This is a genomic window from Enterococcus sp. DIV2385 (genome assembly GCF_051711925.1).
GTDB lineage: Bacteria > Bacillota > Bacilli > Lactobacillales > Enterococcaceae > Enterococcus > Enterococcus faecalis.
Map to the genome: position 1 here is coordinate 390,919 of NZ_JBIONV010000001.1, position 14,672 is coordinate 405,590.

A 14,672-nucleotide genomic window follows, 5' to 3' on the forward strand; every position below is an offset into this window, starting at 1 on the left:
GTATGACAACAATTCGAGAAATTGCGCGCCTTTCAGGATCTTCAGTTACGACTGTTTCGCGTGTGATTAATCATCATCCTTATGTTTCTGAGGAAAAACGACTGAAAATCCAAGCAATTATCGATGAGTTGGGCTATAAGCCCAATATATTAGCGAGAAATCTTAGCTTTGGGAAAAGTAACACATTAGGTGTCATGGTTCCTTATACGAATCAACCTTATTTTGATGCTATTTTAAGTGGGATTATCCACCAAGCATTTCAGCAAGGGATGATGGTCAGTTTATTACCAACGGATTATGATAAAGAAGTTGAAAAAAGTTACTTGGGAAAAATGGCGACGGGTGCGTTTGATGGCATGATTGTTTTGTCAAAGGCAAATCCTTTAAGTGTGTTTGCTCCGTATAAAGAGCAAGTTGTTTTTTGTGAAAAAATAGAAGACCCTAGTTATGCTAGTATCTATATCGATCGTTTAACCGTTTATCGGCGGGTCTTCCAAGCGTTGAAACAACAAGGATGTAGTGAAGTGGCAATTACGATTAACCGTGCACCAGAAAAAAGTACAAGCGCACGCTATTTAGTTGACGCATATCAGGAAATTTATGGAGCGATTCCTGAAAATCGGTTATTTAAGGACTGTTTAACCTATGAAGATGGGTGTGAAGTAGGACGACACTGCGGGCAAGATCCAACGCTCCAGGCGGTTGTGACCAACGGTGATGAAATTGCCGCAGGGATTCAAGCCGTTATTGAAAGACCACTCTTTTTAGTGGGACAGGAACAAACTTTATTAAGTGAAATTTTAAATTTTTCAACAATCTGTCATCCATTAATGGAGTTAGGGGAAAAAGCCACACACTTATTTCAAGAAAAACGGCCGAAAACGATTCAATTGACTTCTACATTTATTAATCGACAACCAGATTTTTCTTTTTCTTAGAAAAAAGCTGGTTGTTTTTTCTTTGGTAGAATAAGGTTTTTCACTAAAAAATAAAAAAACTTACAAAAAGTAAGACAAAAAGCTTTACTTACTTTTAGTAAGGTAGTATAGTAAGCATGTAAACAAAATTAAATGAATTTACTGAGGAAATTTGAAAGGATGAACATATTATGTCAAAATTTACTGAAATGATGAAAAACCGTCGTTCAATCTATGCTTTAGGAGAAAACTTACCAATTTCAAAAGAAGAAGTAACTGCTTTAGTAAAAGAAGTTGTTAGAGAAAGTCCAACAGCTTTTAACTCTCAAACACAACGTGTTGTGTTCTTATTCGGCGATGCTCACAAAAAATTATGGGCAATGACTGAAGATGCCTTAAAACCATTAACTCCAGCAGAAGCATTTCCAAACACACAAGCTAAATTACAAGGTTTTGCAGCTGGTGCGGGCACAATTTTATTCTTTGAAGATACAGATATCGTGAAAAACTTACAAGATAGCTTCCCATTATATGCGGATAACTTCCCTGTTTGGTCTGAACAAGCAACTGGTTTAACACAAGCGAACGTTTGGACTGCCTTAGCGCAAGAAAATATCGGCGCAAACTTACAACACTACAACCCAGTCATTGACGAAGCGGTTGCTGCAGAATGGTCAATTCCTGCAAACTGGAATTTACGTGCACAAATGGTCATTGGTTCCATTGAAGCGCCAGCTGGCGAAAAAGAATACATGGAAGATAGTGCTCGTTTTAAAGAATTCAACTAAATCATTGCTTTAGTAAAACGAAGAGGAAAGGAGTGAAAGCAAATGGTTCAAGCATTACCAAGTAATATTGGGATTCAACAAGTCACTTTGAAAGTGGCTGATTTAGATAAAATGGTAAACTTTTATACGAAAACAATTGGCTTAAAACTTTTAAAACAAGGAGAGGGACGTGCTTGGCTAGCGCCACAAGGCACCAACGATGCAATTCTTGTCTTAAAAGAACTAACAGCTGGGGAAGAAAATCAGGGTACCACTGGCTTGTACCATATTGCTTTCCTGCTACCAACCCGCAAAGATTTAGGCAATATGTTGCTGTGGCTTTTGCAGGAAAATGTGCAAATTGGCGCAGCAGATCATGGCTATAGTGAAGCCCTTTACTTAAGTGATCCAGAAAATAATGGCATCGAAATTTATTGGGATAAACCAGAAGAAGTCTGGGATATTCGTCCAAATGGTGAAATTATCGGTGTGACAGAAGAATTAGACGGTGATAGTTTAGCTGCAGAAGCTGACGGTCACTGGCTAGGAATTTCCGAAGGTTCTAAAATTGGGCACATTCATTTGAAAGTGGCCGATTTAGATACCACTGAAACGTTCTATAAAAATTTAGGGTTTGGCTTAAAGTCTAACTTTGGTCAACAAGCGAAGTTTTTTGCAGCGGGTCAGTACCATCATCATATTGGGACAAATACATGGAGCGGCAAACAGCTGCCAACGATTCAAGAAAATCAATTTGGCTTAGAAAATTACACCTTCCGTTTACCAACTGCGGCAGATTTAGAGATAGTCCAAGCCAATGCGGAAGAAGCAAAGTTACATTTTATTGCCAAAGATCATTTACTTGCGTTAGAAGATCCTAGCGGCATGATTATTCAATTTACCTATTAAAACCACTCTCAAACTAGCCCTTCGTTAGAAAATGAAGGACTAGTTTTTTTTGCATTGTTTTGCATTTGTTTGCAAAATAATGCAAAAGATGCTATCTTTACTTAGAAGAGGTGAGGAAGCATGTTGATTGAAGAACGTTTAGCCAAGATTCAAAAAATAGTGAATGAACAAAAAAGTATTTCCATGGAAGCGTTAGCGGAGCAAGTCTCCGTTTCAAAAGATACTATTCGGCGAGATTTAATTCGTTTAGAAAAGGAAGGACATTTAAAGAGAACGCATGGTGGCGCTATCTCAGTGCAGTCTGAAGCAACTATTTACGATTATGCTCAACGAATAGTGAAGCATCCAGAGAAAAAACAAGCGATTGCCCAAAAAGTTTGGGCAAATATTCCCAAACAAGCGTCCATTTTTTTTGATTCATCAACCACGGTGGAAGCAGCTATTCGAGCGATGGAAAATAGTCCGATTCACGCGATCACGAACTCTCTCAGTCATGCGCTACTTCTAGCGCAAATGGATCAAACAAAAATTACAGCATTACCTGGGCAACTGCATAAACAACAACTCTTTTTGTTTGGGGCAGAAACAGTCGCTAAGGTTGGGGAATTTGCCCCCGACTATACATTATTAGGTGTGTTTGCGTTATCTGAACAAGGATTATTTATTCACACAGAAGAAGAAGGTCAAGTCAAACGGCGAATGATTCAACAAGGCAAACAAGTCATTGCCTTAGCAGACCAAACGAAATTAAACAAAACGGGTTTATTTAAAATTTGTGAATTAACAGAAATTGATTGTTTAGTGACAGATACACGACCTGATGAAAAATTTTGCGAGCAGTTAGCGCAAGCAGGCGTAACGTTGATTGTCGCAGATGAATAATGGAGGATAATAATGAAGCGAAAAATTAATTATACACATATTGCTGAACCTACTGTTTTTGAGAATGTTTTTCCAACGTATTTGACGAATGAAACGATGATGGCGCGTAAGCAGAAAGTATTACAACGAATGGAAACAGAAAAATTCGATCAATTGGTCTTCTATGCAGACAAAGAGCATGGCAGTAATTTTGAATACTTAACTGGCTTTATTCCAAGGTTTGAAGAAGGACTTCTTGTGTTAAATAAGGATGGTATGGCGACACTTATTTTAGGCAATGAAAATTTAAAACTGTGCCAACATGCACGCATCTCAGCTGATTTAATTCATTATCCAGCTTTTTCACTACCTAATCAACCAATGGCTGGGGAACAAAAGTTGTCGCAGATTTTTGAAACGCTTCTCGATGAAACTGCTCAAAAAATAGGTATCGTTGGTTGGAAAATGTTTACAACACAACAGCAAGAACCTGCTACTATGTTTGATGTGCCACATTTTATTGTCGAAGCACTGAAAAAAGCGCTGCCGAAAGAAGCTCGTTTACTAAATGGGACCCACTTATTGATTGGAGCAAAGGGGGCCCGCACAACAAATAATGCCAACGAATTGGCGCACTATGAATATGGGGCGAATTTGGCTTCTCGCAGTATGTTAAAGGCTTTAAATGCAATTGAAGTAGGACAGCGTGAAACGGACATTGGGGCTTTGTTAAATGATGAAGGTCAAACGCCGACGGTAGTAACCATTGCGGCAACTGGTCAACGTTTTGAATATGCAAACATGTATCCGACTGCCAAAGAAATTCAGTTAGGTGATGCCTTATCATTAACTACAGGCTACAAAGGCGGCTTGTCTAGCCGAACAGGTTTTGTTATTGAAAACGAGCAGCAATTGCCAGAAGCGCAACGTGATTATTTAGAGCGCGTAGCAAAACCCTATTTTCAAGCTGTCGTTCACTGGCTTGAAACCATTCGAATCGGACTATTAGGACGAGAAATGTACCAAGCAATTGAAGAACAGTTACCAAAAGAAATCTATCACTGGCATTTGAATCCTGGGCATTTAGTTTCGGATGATGAATGGATGTCGTCGCCTATTTATCCAGATTCAGCCATTCGCTTGGAAAGTGGCATGCTCTTTCAAGTGGATATTATTCCTTCTGTACCTGGTTATACAGGGGTGAGTGCAGAAGAATGTGTGGCTTTGGCTGATGAAACATTGCAAAAAGAGATTCAGCAAACTTATCCAGACATGTGGCAACGGATTGCGACACGCAAAGCCTATTTAAAGGAGACATTGAAGATTGACTTACCAACGGAGGTTTTACCAATGTCTAATTTAGTTGGTTACTTACGGCCTTTTTATCTAGCTAAAGACAAAGCTTTGTGTGTAGAAAAACCAGCTCCTAAATGAGTAGGCTCCTTTTTTGAGTTTCTTTTGGGCCTTATTTATAATCAATATAGCAAAGGAAGAACACCAGAAGAGAGGCGTGATGGTAAATGCACTATCCTGAACATCTGAAACAAGCAGTTTTAGCTAAAGCGAAAGACTTACCATTAGAAGGTTTTGTGGAAGGGCAAGGTCCGCAACAGCCAAAAGTGATGCTGATTGGGGAAGCCCCTGGAAAAGAAGAAATTAAAGAAAACGTACCATTTATAGGGCGTTCAGGTCAATTGTTGATGGAACAATTACAACAAGTTGGCTTAAGTCGTGAAACGGTGTATATCACCAGTGCGGTTAGGAGTCGACCTTTTTCTGTGAAAACGAAGCAGATTGCAAAAACGGGAGAAAGAGTAACCAAATTTCCTAATCGAACGCCAACCAAAGAAGAAATCAAAATTTTTGCGCCTTTGCTTGATTGGGAGATCGCTGTTTGCCAACCTGAACTAATTTTGACACTGGGGAATATTGGGTTGCAACGACTTTTAGGACCAAAGCCAACAATCACTGCAGTGCACGGAACGGTCATTCAGTCGCCCATTCAAACATTTGATGAGCAATCACAAAGCTATCATTGGACGCAGAAAACCTATCAAATCATTCCACTCTTCCATCCAGCGGCTGTCTTTTATAATTATCGTTTAAAAGAAGTCGTGAAAGAAGATTGGCAAGTAGTTCAAAAACAACTGCAACTGCTTAAGAAAGTTTAAAATGAGAAAAATAAAAGGATGGTTGTTTTTTCGAAGAGAGAATGCTACCCTAGAAGTATCAATAAATAGACAGATTATTTAATCGCTGGGTTGAATAATTGAAGGATTCTGATTTTTGCGTAAGCCTTGAAGCAAAAAGAATGAGTCCTTTTTTTGTTAGAAGGAGATTTGGGTATGGAGCAAACACAGCAAAACCATTTTACTGCGTTGTTTTATAAAAATGTTCTGTTAGGAATTTTAAGTATGGCGGCGCAATCAATTTTTATTTTGGCGGACACATTTTTCATTGCAAATGGGATCGGCACCGAGGCGTTGGCGGGGCTTAACATTGTCTTACCACTCGTTAATATTATTAATGGATTAGGTTGGATGTTTGGCGTTGGCGGCGCTACGTTGTTTTCGACCACGGTTGCGCAAAAAGAAATCAAAAAAGCTAATCAGTATTTTAGTTTAACGATTGGGTTAGTTTTCGTTATAGGGAGTCTCTTTACTTTAGCGAGCTTGATTTTTTCCGATCAAATTATTCGGGGACTTCAGGGGACCGGTGTCTTGTTTGGTTTGGCAAAGGAATATTATATGATTTACCTTAGCTGTTCATTATTATTTATTTTAAACAATTGCTTGATTACTTTTTTAAGAAATGACCATAATCCTCGTTTGGCAACGATTGCTTTTGTCAGTGGGGGAATTGTCAATATTATCTTGGACTATGTCTTTATTTATCAATTTGGGTGGGGCATGGCAGGTGCGGCCATTGCAACGGTGATGTCACCTTTAACAAGCTTAATCCTGATTACGTTGCATAAGTGGTCGCCGCAACGAGTTTTACGTTTTGAAAAGTTTAAAGTGAAATTTCAGGATGTTCGAGAAATTATGTCGATTGGTTTTTCTTCCTTTTTAAATGAATTTTCTTCGGCCTTTGTCATGTTTTTATTTAATATTGTTTTGTTAAACTTAGTTGGTCATGTGGCGATTTCAGCTTATGCGATTGTTGCCAACCTCAATATTATTGCGATTGCCATTTTTACAGGGATTGGGCAAGGGGCGCAACCATTACTCAGCAGATATTATGGTTTAGGGGAAACGAAGGTGTTGCGTAAATTTGTTAAACTTAGCTTTATTACGTACTTGGTCGCCGGCTTCCTGTTCTTTTTAATCAGCCAAGTGTTTACGGGACAAATTATTGAGGTCTTTAATAGCGAAGGGAACGACCAGTTGGCGCAAATTGCTAGGACAGCCATCCGCTTATATGCGATTTCCTTCTTGTTTACAGGATTGAATTTTATGGGGATTTATTACTTTTCGGCAGTTCGTAAACCGAAAATGGCGCTAATGATTTCCTCTTTGCGTGGATTCTTTTTAATTGTGCCAGTTTTATTTATTTTGGTGAAATTACTAGGATTAACCGGTGTTTGGCTAGCCATGCCCGTAGTTGAATTTGTTACGTTTGGACTAATGCTTGTGGGCTACCTTGCATATCGAAACTATTTGAAAAAAAGAGAAGCAGTAACCTGATGTTGGTTACTGCTTCTTTTTTGCTTAGTTTACATAGTTTTCAGTTAAAGTCATGAATTGTTCCACATCTTTTAGGACTTGATCAATGCCGGCTTGCCAGAAATCAGGTTTTGTTAAGTCAACATTTAAATGTTTTTTCGCTAATTCTTCGCTTGTCATCGAAGCAGTGTCTCTTAATAACGCAATGTATTGGTCTTCAAAAGAACTGCCTTGTTGATTGGCATACGCATAGATACCCATGCTGAATAGATAGCCAAAAGTATATGGGAAATTATAGAAAGGCACATCATCAATAAAGAAGTGCAATTTGCTCGCCCAGAAATGAGGATGATAACTGCCAAGACTATCTTTGTAGCTTTCTTTTTGCGCCGCTAACATTAATTCAGTAATATCTTCTTCCGCTACTAAACCTTTTTGGCGCGCTTGATAAAAATTATTTTCAAAGATAAAACGCGCATGAATGTTCATAAACATAGCAATGGCATTTTGCATTTTTGTGTCTAAAAGGTTAATCTTTTCAACATCTGATTTGGCCTCTTTTAAGGTGGCGTCAGCAACAATCAATTCTGCAAAGGTACTAGCTGTTTCTGCTACGTTCATGGCATACTCTCGATTCAATGAAGGTAAATCCCACATCACGCTACTATGGAAAGCGTGACCTAATTCATGGGCTAAAGTAGCTACTTCGTTGATTGAATTGCCAAAGGTCATGAAAATCCGCGACTCTTGTGTTTCAGGTAATTCTGTACAATACCCCCCAGGACGTTTGCCTGGACGATCTTCAGCTTCAATCCAACTTTTTTCAAAAGCCATTTGGGCAAAATCGGCCATTTTCGGACTGAATTTACGGAAATTTTCTAAAATAAAGGCAGCGGCTTGATCAAAGGAATACGTTTTTTCTTCTAAATCACCTAAAATAATTGGTGCATCTTGGTCTTGCCAATCCATTTTTTCTTTGCCGAATAATTGCGCTTTGCGCGTTAGAAAGTCGACGAATGGTTGTTTATTTTTTTGGATGGTTTCCCACATAACCGTTAATGTTTCTTGACTCATTCGATTATAGTTTAAGGGATTTTCTAAATAATCTGTAGTGCCATGCAATTTGTAATCAGATAAACGGAACCCATCCAAGTGATTTAGGGTGTCTGCCAAAATTGAAGCTTTGCCACTCCAAGCTTTCTCCCAGGCTGTAAACAAACGTTGACGAACCTTTTTATCAGGATCTCCCATCATGCGGTTAAAGGCTTGGCCTGCAGATAGTTCTGTCACAGAGCCATCTTTTTCTTCAAAAGGAATCACAATGGAAGCAACAATCGTATCGTAATGTGTACTCCAAGCATTTAAACCATCTAGAGAAAGCGTATTGATGATATTTTCTTCTTGTTCGGAAAGCAGTTTTTTTCCATCACGGCGTAATTCATTTAAGCGAAAAGCCATTGTTTTAAACGGTTCTTCGGCTAACAGGTCTTGCCAATGTTCTGCTGAAATCTCGGTGATTTTTTTAGTAAAAATGGTTTCAGCTAATTGAATCGCTGGCAACAGATTGTATAAATCACCTGATAAAATTTTGGCCTTGGTATCATTAGTATTAGCAGAAATTAAAGCAGTTAAAAAACTATTACATTGTGAAAAGCCATTTGAGATTTTCCCTTGTAACGTTAAAATTTCAGCAAATTGTTCTTTGCCTTGGGCACTTTCTGGTGTCCATTCTGTGATTAATTGATGGTACTCTTTTGTCTGTTCGGTTAATTGAGTCATTCGTTGGCTAAGTTCTTTGGACTCGCTCCCATTGGGGAAAATACTGTCTAAATCCCATGTAATAGAATAGGTCATATCCAATCCTTCTTTCATTTTTTTCTTTTCAGTATATCATAAGACCTAAGAGAAGTTGTTTCTTTTTCCCTCGAAACCGACTATAATAAAAAAGAATTTTCCGTGGCAGGCACGGGGCAACATGAAACCAAGAAAAGAGGATTATATGAAAAATTATTTGAAAGATAGTAATTTATATTTAGTCATTGCGTTTGTTATTATGGCCATTTTATTTTTCAGTTCATCACAGACGTATGAACAGCAATCACAAGTTGGTCTTTTAGATAAACTTCTGAGCAGTCATCCTTTTGAAGAACAATTAAAAAATATTTCTTTTCAATATGCTGGCAGTGAAGTGAGCATTCAAGCTAGTGGTTATAGTAAATTTGTTGAATTTTTTATTCGTAAGGGAGCCCATTTTGGTACGTATTTTCTATTAGGTGGTAGTTGGTTTATTGGATTAGTGCCAAGAATCAAAGGTCTGTTTTTAACAGCTGTTGTTTCCTGGCTAGCTGCTACTGGCTATGCAGGTTTAGATGAATTTCATCAAATGATCACAGGCGGAAGGACCCCTCTTTTTCAAGATGTTATGTTGGATGCCATGGGTGCTTTGACAGCCATCGTCATTTGTTTGGTGGTTCATGGTTTGAAGAAAAATAAAAAAAGAAGACGCTAATTTAGAAGAGCTTCGTTTATTCGTCAGAAAGGTGGGTAAGCGAGGGTCTTTTTTTGGTAGCGCTTGTTCCTAACTGAAAAGAAGAGTAGAATAAAGGAGAATAGTAACGAAAAGTCAGGAGGAATCAAGGATGTCAGGACACAGCAAATGGAGCAACATTCAAGGGCGTAAAAATGCGCAAGATGCCAAACGTGGGAAAATTTTCCAAAAAGTTTCAAGGGAAATCTATATGGCGGCAAAAGCAGGTGGCCCTGACCCCGCAATGAATCCTGCTTTACGTTTAGCAGTCGATAAAGCTAAGTCAGCCAATATGCCCAATGATAATATTGCTCGCGCCATAAAAAAAGCCAGTAGTGCTGGTGAAGGGGAACATTATGACGAGGTAACTTATGAAGGATACGGGCCAGGTGGCGTGGCAGTTTTAGTTCATGCACTAACAGATAACCGCAACCGAACGGCCACCAATGTTCGCGTCGCGTTTACTCGAAATGGTGGCTCTTTAGGTGAAACGGGTTCGGTGAATTATATGTTTGATCGTAAAGGCTATATTGTCATTAAGAGAGAAGATCATGCAATTGAGGAAGACGACATGCTAGAAGTCGTTTTGGAAGCAGGCGGCGAGGATTTAGAAACATCACCAGAAGTATTTGAAATTTACACAGCACCAGAAGATTTTACAGCGGTTCGCGATGCTTTAGAACAAGCAGGTTATTCATTAGCACAAGCTGAATTAACAATGGTTCCGCAAACCTTACTAACCTTGAACGAGGAACAAAAAGCGCAATTAGAGCGCTTGGTTGACAAGTTAGAAGACGATGATGATGTGTCAGAAGTATTTACCTCTGCAGAAAATCTATAAAATAAAGGGATGCTTGGCGTCCTTTTATTCATAAAATGAAAGCGGATACAGAATGGAGGGCATTTTGAAAAAGAGAATTTGTTTACAAGCAATCAGGGAAGAAGCGGAAGCCTATTATCGTAACGGTGATTTTTATTGCTCGGAAGCGATTGTGGCGACCATTCGGCAACACTTCGATGCGGAGATTCCCATTGAAGCTGTGGCCATGGCTTCTGGGTTTCCTGTAGGTGTTGGAGGAGCGAAGTGTATTTGTGGTGCTCTTTCAGGCGGGGTTATGTGTCTGGGCTACTTTTTTGGTCGGACAGAAGCCAAAGGAGAACAAGTAAATAAAACGATGGCTTTAGCCAACGAATTGCATCAAAGTTTTCGACAAAAGCATCGAGTGGTTTGCTGCAGTATTTTGACAAGTAAAATGACGATGGGTTCACCTGAGCATATGGAACAATGCATTGGCTTTACTGGAGAAATCGCTGAAACAACCGCAAAAATTATTGCACGAGAACTTGCTTACGAATTAGTCTAGTAAAAAATGAGAGAGGAGCAACCAGATTCATTCACCTGAATCTGGTTGCTCCTCTCTCATTTAATGCGTAATCAATTAACCAAGTACTTTTTCATAAGCTTCCACTTGAGATAAGACACGTTGGAGCTGTAATTCATTTTCAATATAGTTGATTGAATTACCTAAATCTTCTTGGCGGTTTGTTTCTAAACGATCGACTTCTTTTTTTGCTTCGTTCAATAAGTGTAGAACTTCTTCCTTAGATAACATGTACTCACCTCCTTGCGCAGTTCATCTACTATTAGTGTACTCCTTTTTTTCAAAAAAGGGCAATAATAGGATATTAAAAAACAAAAATAGCGGTCCTAACCGCTATTTTTGTTCAATCATGGCGTTGTTGTGCTAAAATCGCTTCGATTCGTTCTCTTTGATCTGCCAAAAAGTGAGGCAAATAAAGGGGGATTTCATCAAAGTTTGAGCTTTGATTTTCATAGGCTTCGGCATCTAGCAGGCCTTTTTGTGTGGCTATTTCAAATAATAAGTGGTTCGGTTCTCTAAAATACAATGATTTGAAAAATTCACGGTCTTTAATCCCTGAGTTTGTAAAATTCTTTTCATCCAACAGGCTGTCAACTTGCGTTAATTCTTGCGTATCTTCCACCCCAAAGGCGACGTGATGAACGCCACCAATTCCTTCAATGGCAAGCGGATTGGTACGGTCATCAATGATGTGCACCTCTTGATAAAACTGTGGATGATGATTTTCCAGAACGGTTACTTCATGCGCAGTTTCAAAAAAAGGTACTGTTTCTTTTTCATGCCAATGTAAATAATCCACTAAAGGTTGTTTGGTAGCTGCGGCATATTGGACGCGTAATTGAATTGCATCAATGCCTAAAATTGCATGTTCTACTGGAATTTCAGCATGCTCAGCTGGAAAATAATCTTCCGCATTTTCAAATTCACGTAACGGAACAAGCGCCATTTGCGTATTATCGGGCGCTTCAAAACGTAAAATTGGGTGTTGGTTAAATGTTTCCACACCATAGTGGCAGATACCCGCTTGCTCAAGACGTTCTGCCCAAAAATCCAAAGAGGCGCGCGTTGGTACTTTTAAAATAGTTCGTTCAATCGTATTTGTCCCAAAGGATTGATCTTGGCCATCATTCAATTCAAAAAAAGTTAATTCGGTACCTGTTCGTTGCTCATTATCTGAGAAAAACAAGTGATACATGGTGTGGTCATCTTGGTTGATCGTTTTCATTAGTAATTTTAATCCCAGTGTATTATGATAGAAGTCAAATGTAGGCTTTATCAATCGATTTAAAATAGAGATGTGATGAATTTGTGCATACATAGTAAAATTCCTTTCTTGGAGGTTTATTAAATGAAACAATTTTTTCAAAAAGGGTCGAAACCTAATCAATTAGTTGTCGCTTTCCATGGTACTGGTGGCAATGAATATCAATTATTAACCACCATCGCAACCCTTTATCCAGAAGCGAGTGTTCTAAGTTACTTAGGGACAGAAGGTGTAGGCGAACAGCGACGCTTTTTTGCGCCATTAGTCAATGGAGCATTACCTCGTGCTAACTTTGATGAGCGAGTGACGGCGTTTCTAGAAGAAGTTTGGCAACCGCAAAAGTTATACGATGAAGTTATTTTTATAGGGTACTCTAACGGTGCCAATTTTATTTTAGGCCTGTTAGAAAAGAACCCGACTATTGCTAACACTGTTATTTTACTGCATCCAAGCAATTTAGGCTATCAATATGTATCTGGTGAGTTTGCGACAAAAGTGATTGTCACAACAGGGGCTCAGGATGAGTTGAGTATTCCGGGACAAGTTCTTTCTTTAGCTAACCAATTAAAGAAACATTTTCCAGTTGACTTTTTGCTCGTTGATGGCGGTCATGGCTTATCAGAAGAAGAAGTAACGAAAATAAAAGAAGTTCTTTAAAAAACAAGCTGCAACCACTTATCAGCAAAGGTTGCAGCTTGTTTTTTTATGTGTGTTTAAATAATTTAGTTCTTTTTATTAATGAAAGCTTCCGCAAGTGCAAAGTCTCCTGCGTAAGGTTCATCTACGCCGTTTACTTTTTGATAAAGGTCGGCGCCTTTACCAGCTAAGACAATCGCATCATCAGCCGTTGTGCTTAAAGATAATGCGTGAGCAATTGCTTCGCCACGATCTAAAACGGTGTAAACAGGCATTTCTTTGGTAATATGGGTTTGAATTTCTTGGCAAATTTTTGCTGGATCTTCACTGGCTGGGTCATCGGTTGTTAGGACTGCAACATCAGCCAATTCAGAAAGAACCCTACCAAAGTCTTTGCGGCGAGAAATCGCTTTGTCTCCCGTGCTACCGACAAGAACAATTAAGCGGCCGTCAGGATGTTCTTCACGGACAAAGGTTAAAAGATTCTTCAAACTGTCATAGTTATGAGCGTAATCAACATAGACGGTTGCACCATTGGTATTCGTTAAAGATTCCATCCGGCCAGGGACGGTGGTTGCTGCGATCCCTTGTTGACACTCTTCTTTTGAAGCTCCCACAAGGACACTAGCAATCGCCGCACTTAACGCATTACCTTTGTTAAAATCACCACCTAAACGAAGGTGATAAGAGCCGGCCAATCCTAACGCATCTGCAGGACTTTCAACGATAAAACGTAAGGAATCCTCTGAAGAAACAGCGAATGAATAGTCTACTTCTGGAGCCGGCTGACTGCCATAGACAATGGCAGGGACTTTTTGCTGTTGTGCAGTTTCTTTAAGTAATGGAAAATAATCAGCTTCGTGATTCAACACAATGACTTTAGAATGTGTAATCAATTGACGTTTGCAATAAAAGTAATCGTCAAAGGTTGGATGTTCAATTGGACTGATATGGTCGGGGGTAATGTTTAAAAAAATGCCGACATCAAAAAATAACTTGTAGACACGATTAGTTTTGTAGGCTTGGGAAGAAACTTCCATAATAAAATGAGTCATCCCGTTAGCAACAGCGGTTGCCATCATTCGATACAAGTCCAAAGATTCGGGTGTAGTCAAGGCAGATTTAAAGAATGTTTTGCCATCTAATGTCGAATTCATGGTAGAAAGCAAGGCTGTTTTTTGTTGTGTAGCAACATCTAAAATATATTTGGTGAAATAAGCCGCTGTTGTTTTACCTTTGGTTCCAGTAAAGCCAATCAGTTTTAATTTATTTTGTGGATAATCATAAAAAGCCATGCTTAACACAGCCATTGCTTTTTTAATGTCAGTCACGATAATTCCTAGTTGTGCAGGAACCTCATAAGGCACCTCAGAAACATAGATTTCTAGGCCGTCTTTTACAGCATTTTCTAAATAGATTTCTTTAAAGTTTAATCCTTTACAAAAAAAGAGTGTTTTTGCTGTTACGTCTCTCGAATCGTAAGAAAGAGCCGTTACTTCTCGTTGACCTAACGTGTCGGAAAGAGTCAAGTGCCAGCCTTCTGGTGAAATAAATTCTTTTAATAAATCTTCTTTTTCTAAGCAATCGCGAATTGCGAATAATGAAATCGTCACTTTTTTTGCCTCCAAACGTTTCAACGAAATTTCAAAACTGATGTCATTATAGCATTATTTTTCTTTTAAAAAAACCATCTCGTTAGCGTGAGAAAATCCATGAGAAATGTTAAAATAGGATAATTCTTCGA

15 protein-coding genes are annotated in these 14,672 nt (G+C 38.8%); 11 read left to right on the forward strand and 4 right to left on the reverse strand.

Going from position 1 to position 14,672, the window contains the following annotated elements:
- Positions 1-2 precede the first annotated feature (2 nt).
- The 7 genes from IGM04_RS01980 (at position 3) to IGM04_RS02010 (ending at position 7,140) form a co-directional block, all read left to right on the forward strand.
- A complete protein-coding gene (locus tag IGM04_RS01980; protein WP_086317636.1) occupies positions 3-938 on the forward strand; it encodes a LacI family DNA-binding transcriptional regulator in 936 nt (311 codons plus the stop codon).
- Positions 939-1,108: 170 nt separating this feature from the next.
- A complete protein-coding gene (locus IGM04_RS01985) occupies positions 1,109-1,705 on the forward strand; it encodes a nitroreductase family protein (RefSeq protein WP_002355475.1) in 597 nt (198 codons plus the stop codon).
- Positions 1,706-1,747: 42 nt separating this feature from the next.
- Positions 1,748-2,593 carry a VOC family protein gene (locus tag IGM04_RS01990; RefSeq protein WP_002355476.1) on the forward strand — a complete coding sequence of 282 codons (846 nt, stop codon included), beginning with the start codon at positions 1,748-1,750 and terminating at the stop codon, positions 2,591-2,593.
- Between the two features lie 120 nt (positions 2,594-2,713).
- Entirely contained in the window at positions 2,714-3,475 is a 762-nt protein-coding gene (locus tag IGM04_RS01995; RefSeq protein ID WP_086317637.1) for a DeoR/GlpR family DNA-binding transcription regulator, read from the forward strand.
- 12 nt (positions 3,476-3,487) lie between these two features.
- On the forward strand, positions 3,488-4,888 hold the full coding sequence (locus IGM04_RS02000) for a M24 family metallopeptidase (protein WP_086317638.1): 1,401 nt from the start codon (positions 3,488-3,490) through the stop codon (positions 4,886-4,888).
- Between the two features lie 86 nt (positions 4,889-4,974).
- The gene (locus IGM04_RS02005) at positions 4,975-5,625 is read left to right on the forward strand and encodes a uracil-DNA glycosylase (RefSeq protein ID WP_086317639.1); all 651 of its coding nucleotides are present in this window, start codon (positions 4,975-4,977) and stop codon (positions 5,623-5,625) included.
- A 174-nt stretch (positions 5,626-5,799) separates the two neighbouring features.
- Positions 5,800-7,140 carry an MATE family efflux transporter gene (locus IGM04_RS02010; protein WP_086317640.1) on the forward strand — a complete coding sequence of 447 codons (1,341 nt, stop codon included), beginning with the start codon at positions 5,800-5,802 and terminating at the stop codon, positions 7,138-7,140.
- A gap of 24 nt (positions 7,141-7,164) precedes the next feature.
- Here the strand turns inward: IGM04_RS02010 and IGM04_RS02015 are convergent, their stop codons facing one another.
- Positions 7,165-8,991: a M3 family oligoendopeptidase gene (locus IGM04_RS02015; protein ID WP_179189090.1), complete on the reverse strand. Its 1,827-nt coding sequence runs from the start codon at positions 8,989-8,991 to the stop codon at positions 7,165-7,167.
- A 127-nt stretch (positions 8,992-9,118) separates the two neighbouring features.
- Here IGM04_RS02015 and IGM04_RS02020 point away from each other — a divergent pair, with 127 nt between their 5' ends.
- From IGM04_RS02020 to IGM04_RS02030, 3 genes are all read left to right on the forward strand, one after another.
- On the forward strand, positions 9,119-9,628 hold the full coding sequence (locus IGM04_RS02020) for a VanZ family protein (protein ID WP_002366143.1): 510 nt from the start codon (positions 9,119-9,121) through the stop codon (positions 9,626-9,628).
- A gap of 130 nt (positions 9,629-9,758) precedes the next feature.
- On the forward strand, positions 9,759-10,487 hold the full coding sequence (locus IGM04_RS02025) for a YebC/PmpR family DNA-binding transcriptional regulator (protein WP_010821401.1): 729 nt from the start codon (positions 9,759-9,761) through the stop codon (positions 10,485-10,487).
- 52 nt (positions 10,488-10,539) lie between these two features.
- Positions 10,540-11,010, forward strand: coding sequence for a C-GCAxxG-C-C family protein (locus tag IGM04_RS02030; protein WP_002384891.1), 471 nt, complete (start codon positions 10,540-10,542; stop codon positions 11,008-11,010).
- A gap of 75 nt (positions 11,011-11,085) precedes the next feature.
- Here IGM04_RS02030 and IGM04_RS02035 read toward each other — a convergent pair whose 3' ends face one another.
- Both IGM04_RS02035 and IGM04_RS02040 read right to left on the reverse strand, forming a co-directional pair.
- Positions 11,086-11,259, reverse strand: a complete 174-nt coding sequence (locus tag IGM04_RS02035; RefSeq protein WP_002355495.1) for a hypothetical protein — start codon at positions 11,257-11,259, stop codon at positions 11,086-11,088.
- 112 nt (positions 11,260-11,371) lie between these two features.
- Positions 11,372-12,346 carry a ring-cleaving dioxygenase gene (locus IGM04_RS02040; protein ID WP_086317642.1) on the reverse strand — a complete coding sequence of 325 codons (975 nt, stop codon included), beginning with the start codon at positions 12,344-12,346 and terminating at the stop codon, positions 11,372-11,374.
- 30 nt (positions 12,347-12,376) lie between these two features.
- Here IGM04_RS02040 and IGM04_RS02045 point away from each other — a divergent pair, with 30 nt between their 5' ends.
- Positions 12,377-12,949, forward strand: a complete 573-nt coding sequence (locus IGM04_RS02045; RefSeq protein WP_002358653.1) for an alpha/beta hydrolase — start codon at positions 12,377-12,379, stop codon at positions 12,947-12,949.
- Positions 12,950-13,014: 65 nt separating this feature from the next.
- On the opposite strand, the gene IGM04_RS02050 is transcribed toward IGM04_RS02045, so the two are convergent.
- Entirely contained in the window at positions 13,015-14,541 is a 1,527-nt protein-coding gene (locus IGM04_RS02050) for a UDP-N-acetylmuramoyl-L-alanyl-D-glutamate--L-lysine ligase (protein ID WP_086317643.1), read from the reverse strand.
- Positions 14,542-14,672: the final 131 nt, after the last annotated feature.

Bases quoted from the DNA above. Each gene is read 5' to 3' on its own strand.
- IGM04_RS01980 (WP_086317636.1), top strand. From the start codon at position 3: ATGACAACAATTCGAGAAATTGCGCGCCTTTCAGGATCTTCAGTTACG.
- IGM04_RS02040 (WP_086317642.1), bottom strand. From the start codon at position 12,346: ATGTATGCACAAATTCATCACATCTCTATTTTAAATCGATTGATAAAG.
- IGM04_RS02025 (WP_010821401.1), top strand. From the start codon at position 9,759: ATGTCAGGACACAGCAAATGGAGCAACATTCAAGGGCGTAAAAATGCG.
- IGM04_RS01995 (WP_086317637.1), top strand. From the start codon at position 2,714: ATGTTGATTGAAGAACGTTTAGCCAAGATTCAAAAAATAGTGAATGAA.
- IGM04_RS02030 (WP_002384891.1), top strand. From the start codon at position 10,540: ATGGAGGGCATTTTGAAAAAGAGAATTTGTTTACAAGCAATCAGGGAA.
- IGM04_RS02045 (WP_002358653.1), top strand. From the start codon at position 12,377: ATGAAACAATTTTTTCAAAAAGGGTCGAAACCTAATCAATTAGTTGTC.
- IGM04_RS02005 (WP_086317639.1), top strand. From the start codon at position 4,975: ATGCACTATCCTGAACATCTGAAACAAGCAGTTTTAGCTAAAGCGAAA.
- IGM04_RS02035 (WP_002355495.1), bottom strand. From the start codon at position 11,259: ATGTTATCTAAGGAAGAAGTTCTACACTTATTGAACGAAGCAAAAAAA.
- IGM04_RS01990 (WP_002355476.1), top strand. From the start codon at position 1,748: ATGGTTCAAGCATTACCAAGTAATATTGGGATTCAACAAGTCACTTTG.
- IGM04_RS02020 (WP_002366143.1), top strand. From the start codon at position 9,119: ATGAAAAATTATTTGAAAGATAGTAATTTATATTTAGTCATTGCGTTT.
- IGM04_RS02015 (WP_179189090.1), bottom strand. From the start codon at position 8,991: ATGAAAGAAGGATTGGATATGACCTATTCTATTACATGGGATTTAGAC.
- IGM04_RS02000 (WP_086317638.1), top strand. From the start codon at position 3,488: ATGAAGCGAAAAATTAATTATACACATATTGCTGAACCTACTGTTTTT.
- IGM04_RS01985 (WP_002355475.1), top strand. From the start codon at position 1,109: ATGTCAAAATTTACTGAAATGATGAAAAACCGTCGTTCAATCTATGCT.
- IGM04_RS02010 (WP_086317640.1), top strand. From the start codon at position 5,800: ATGGAGCAAACACAGCAAAACCATTTTACTGCGTTGTTTTATAAAAAT.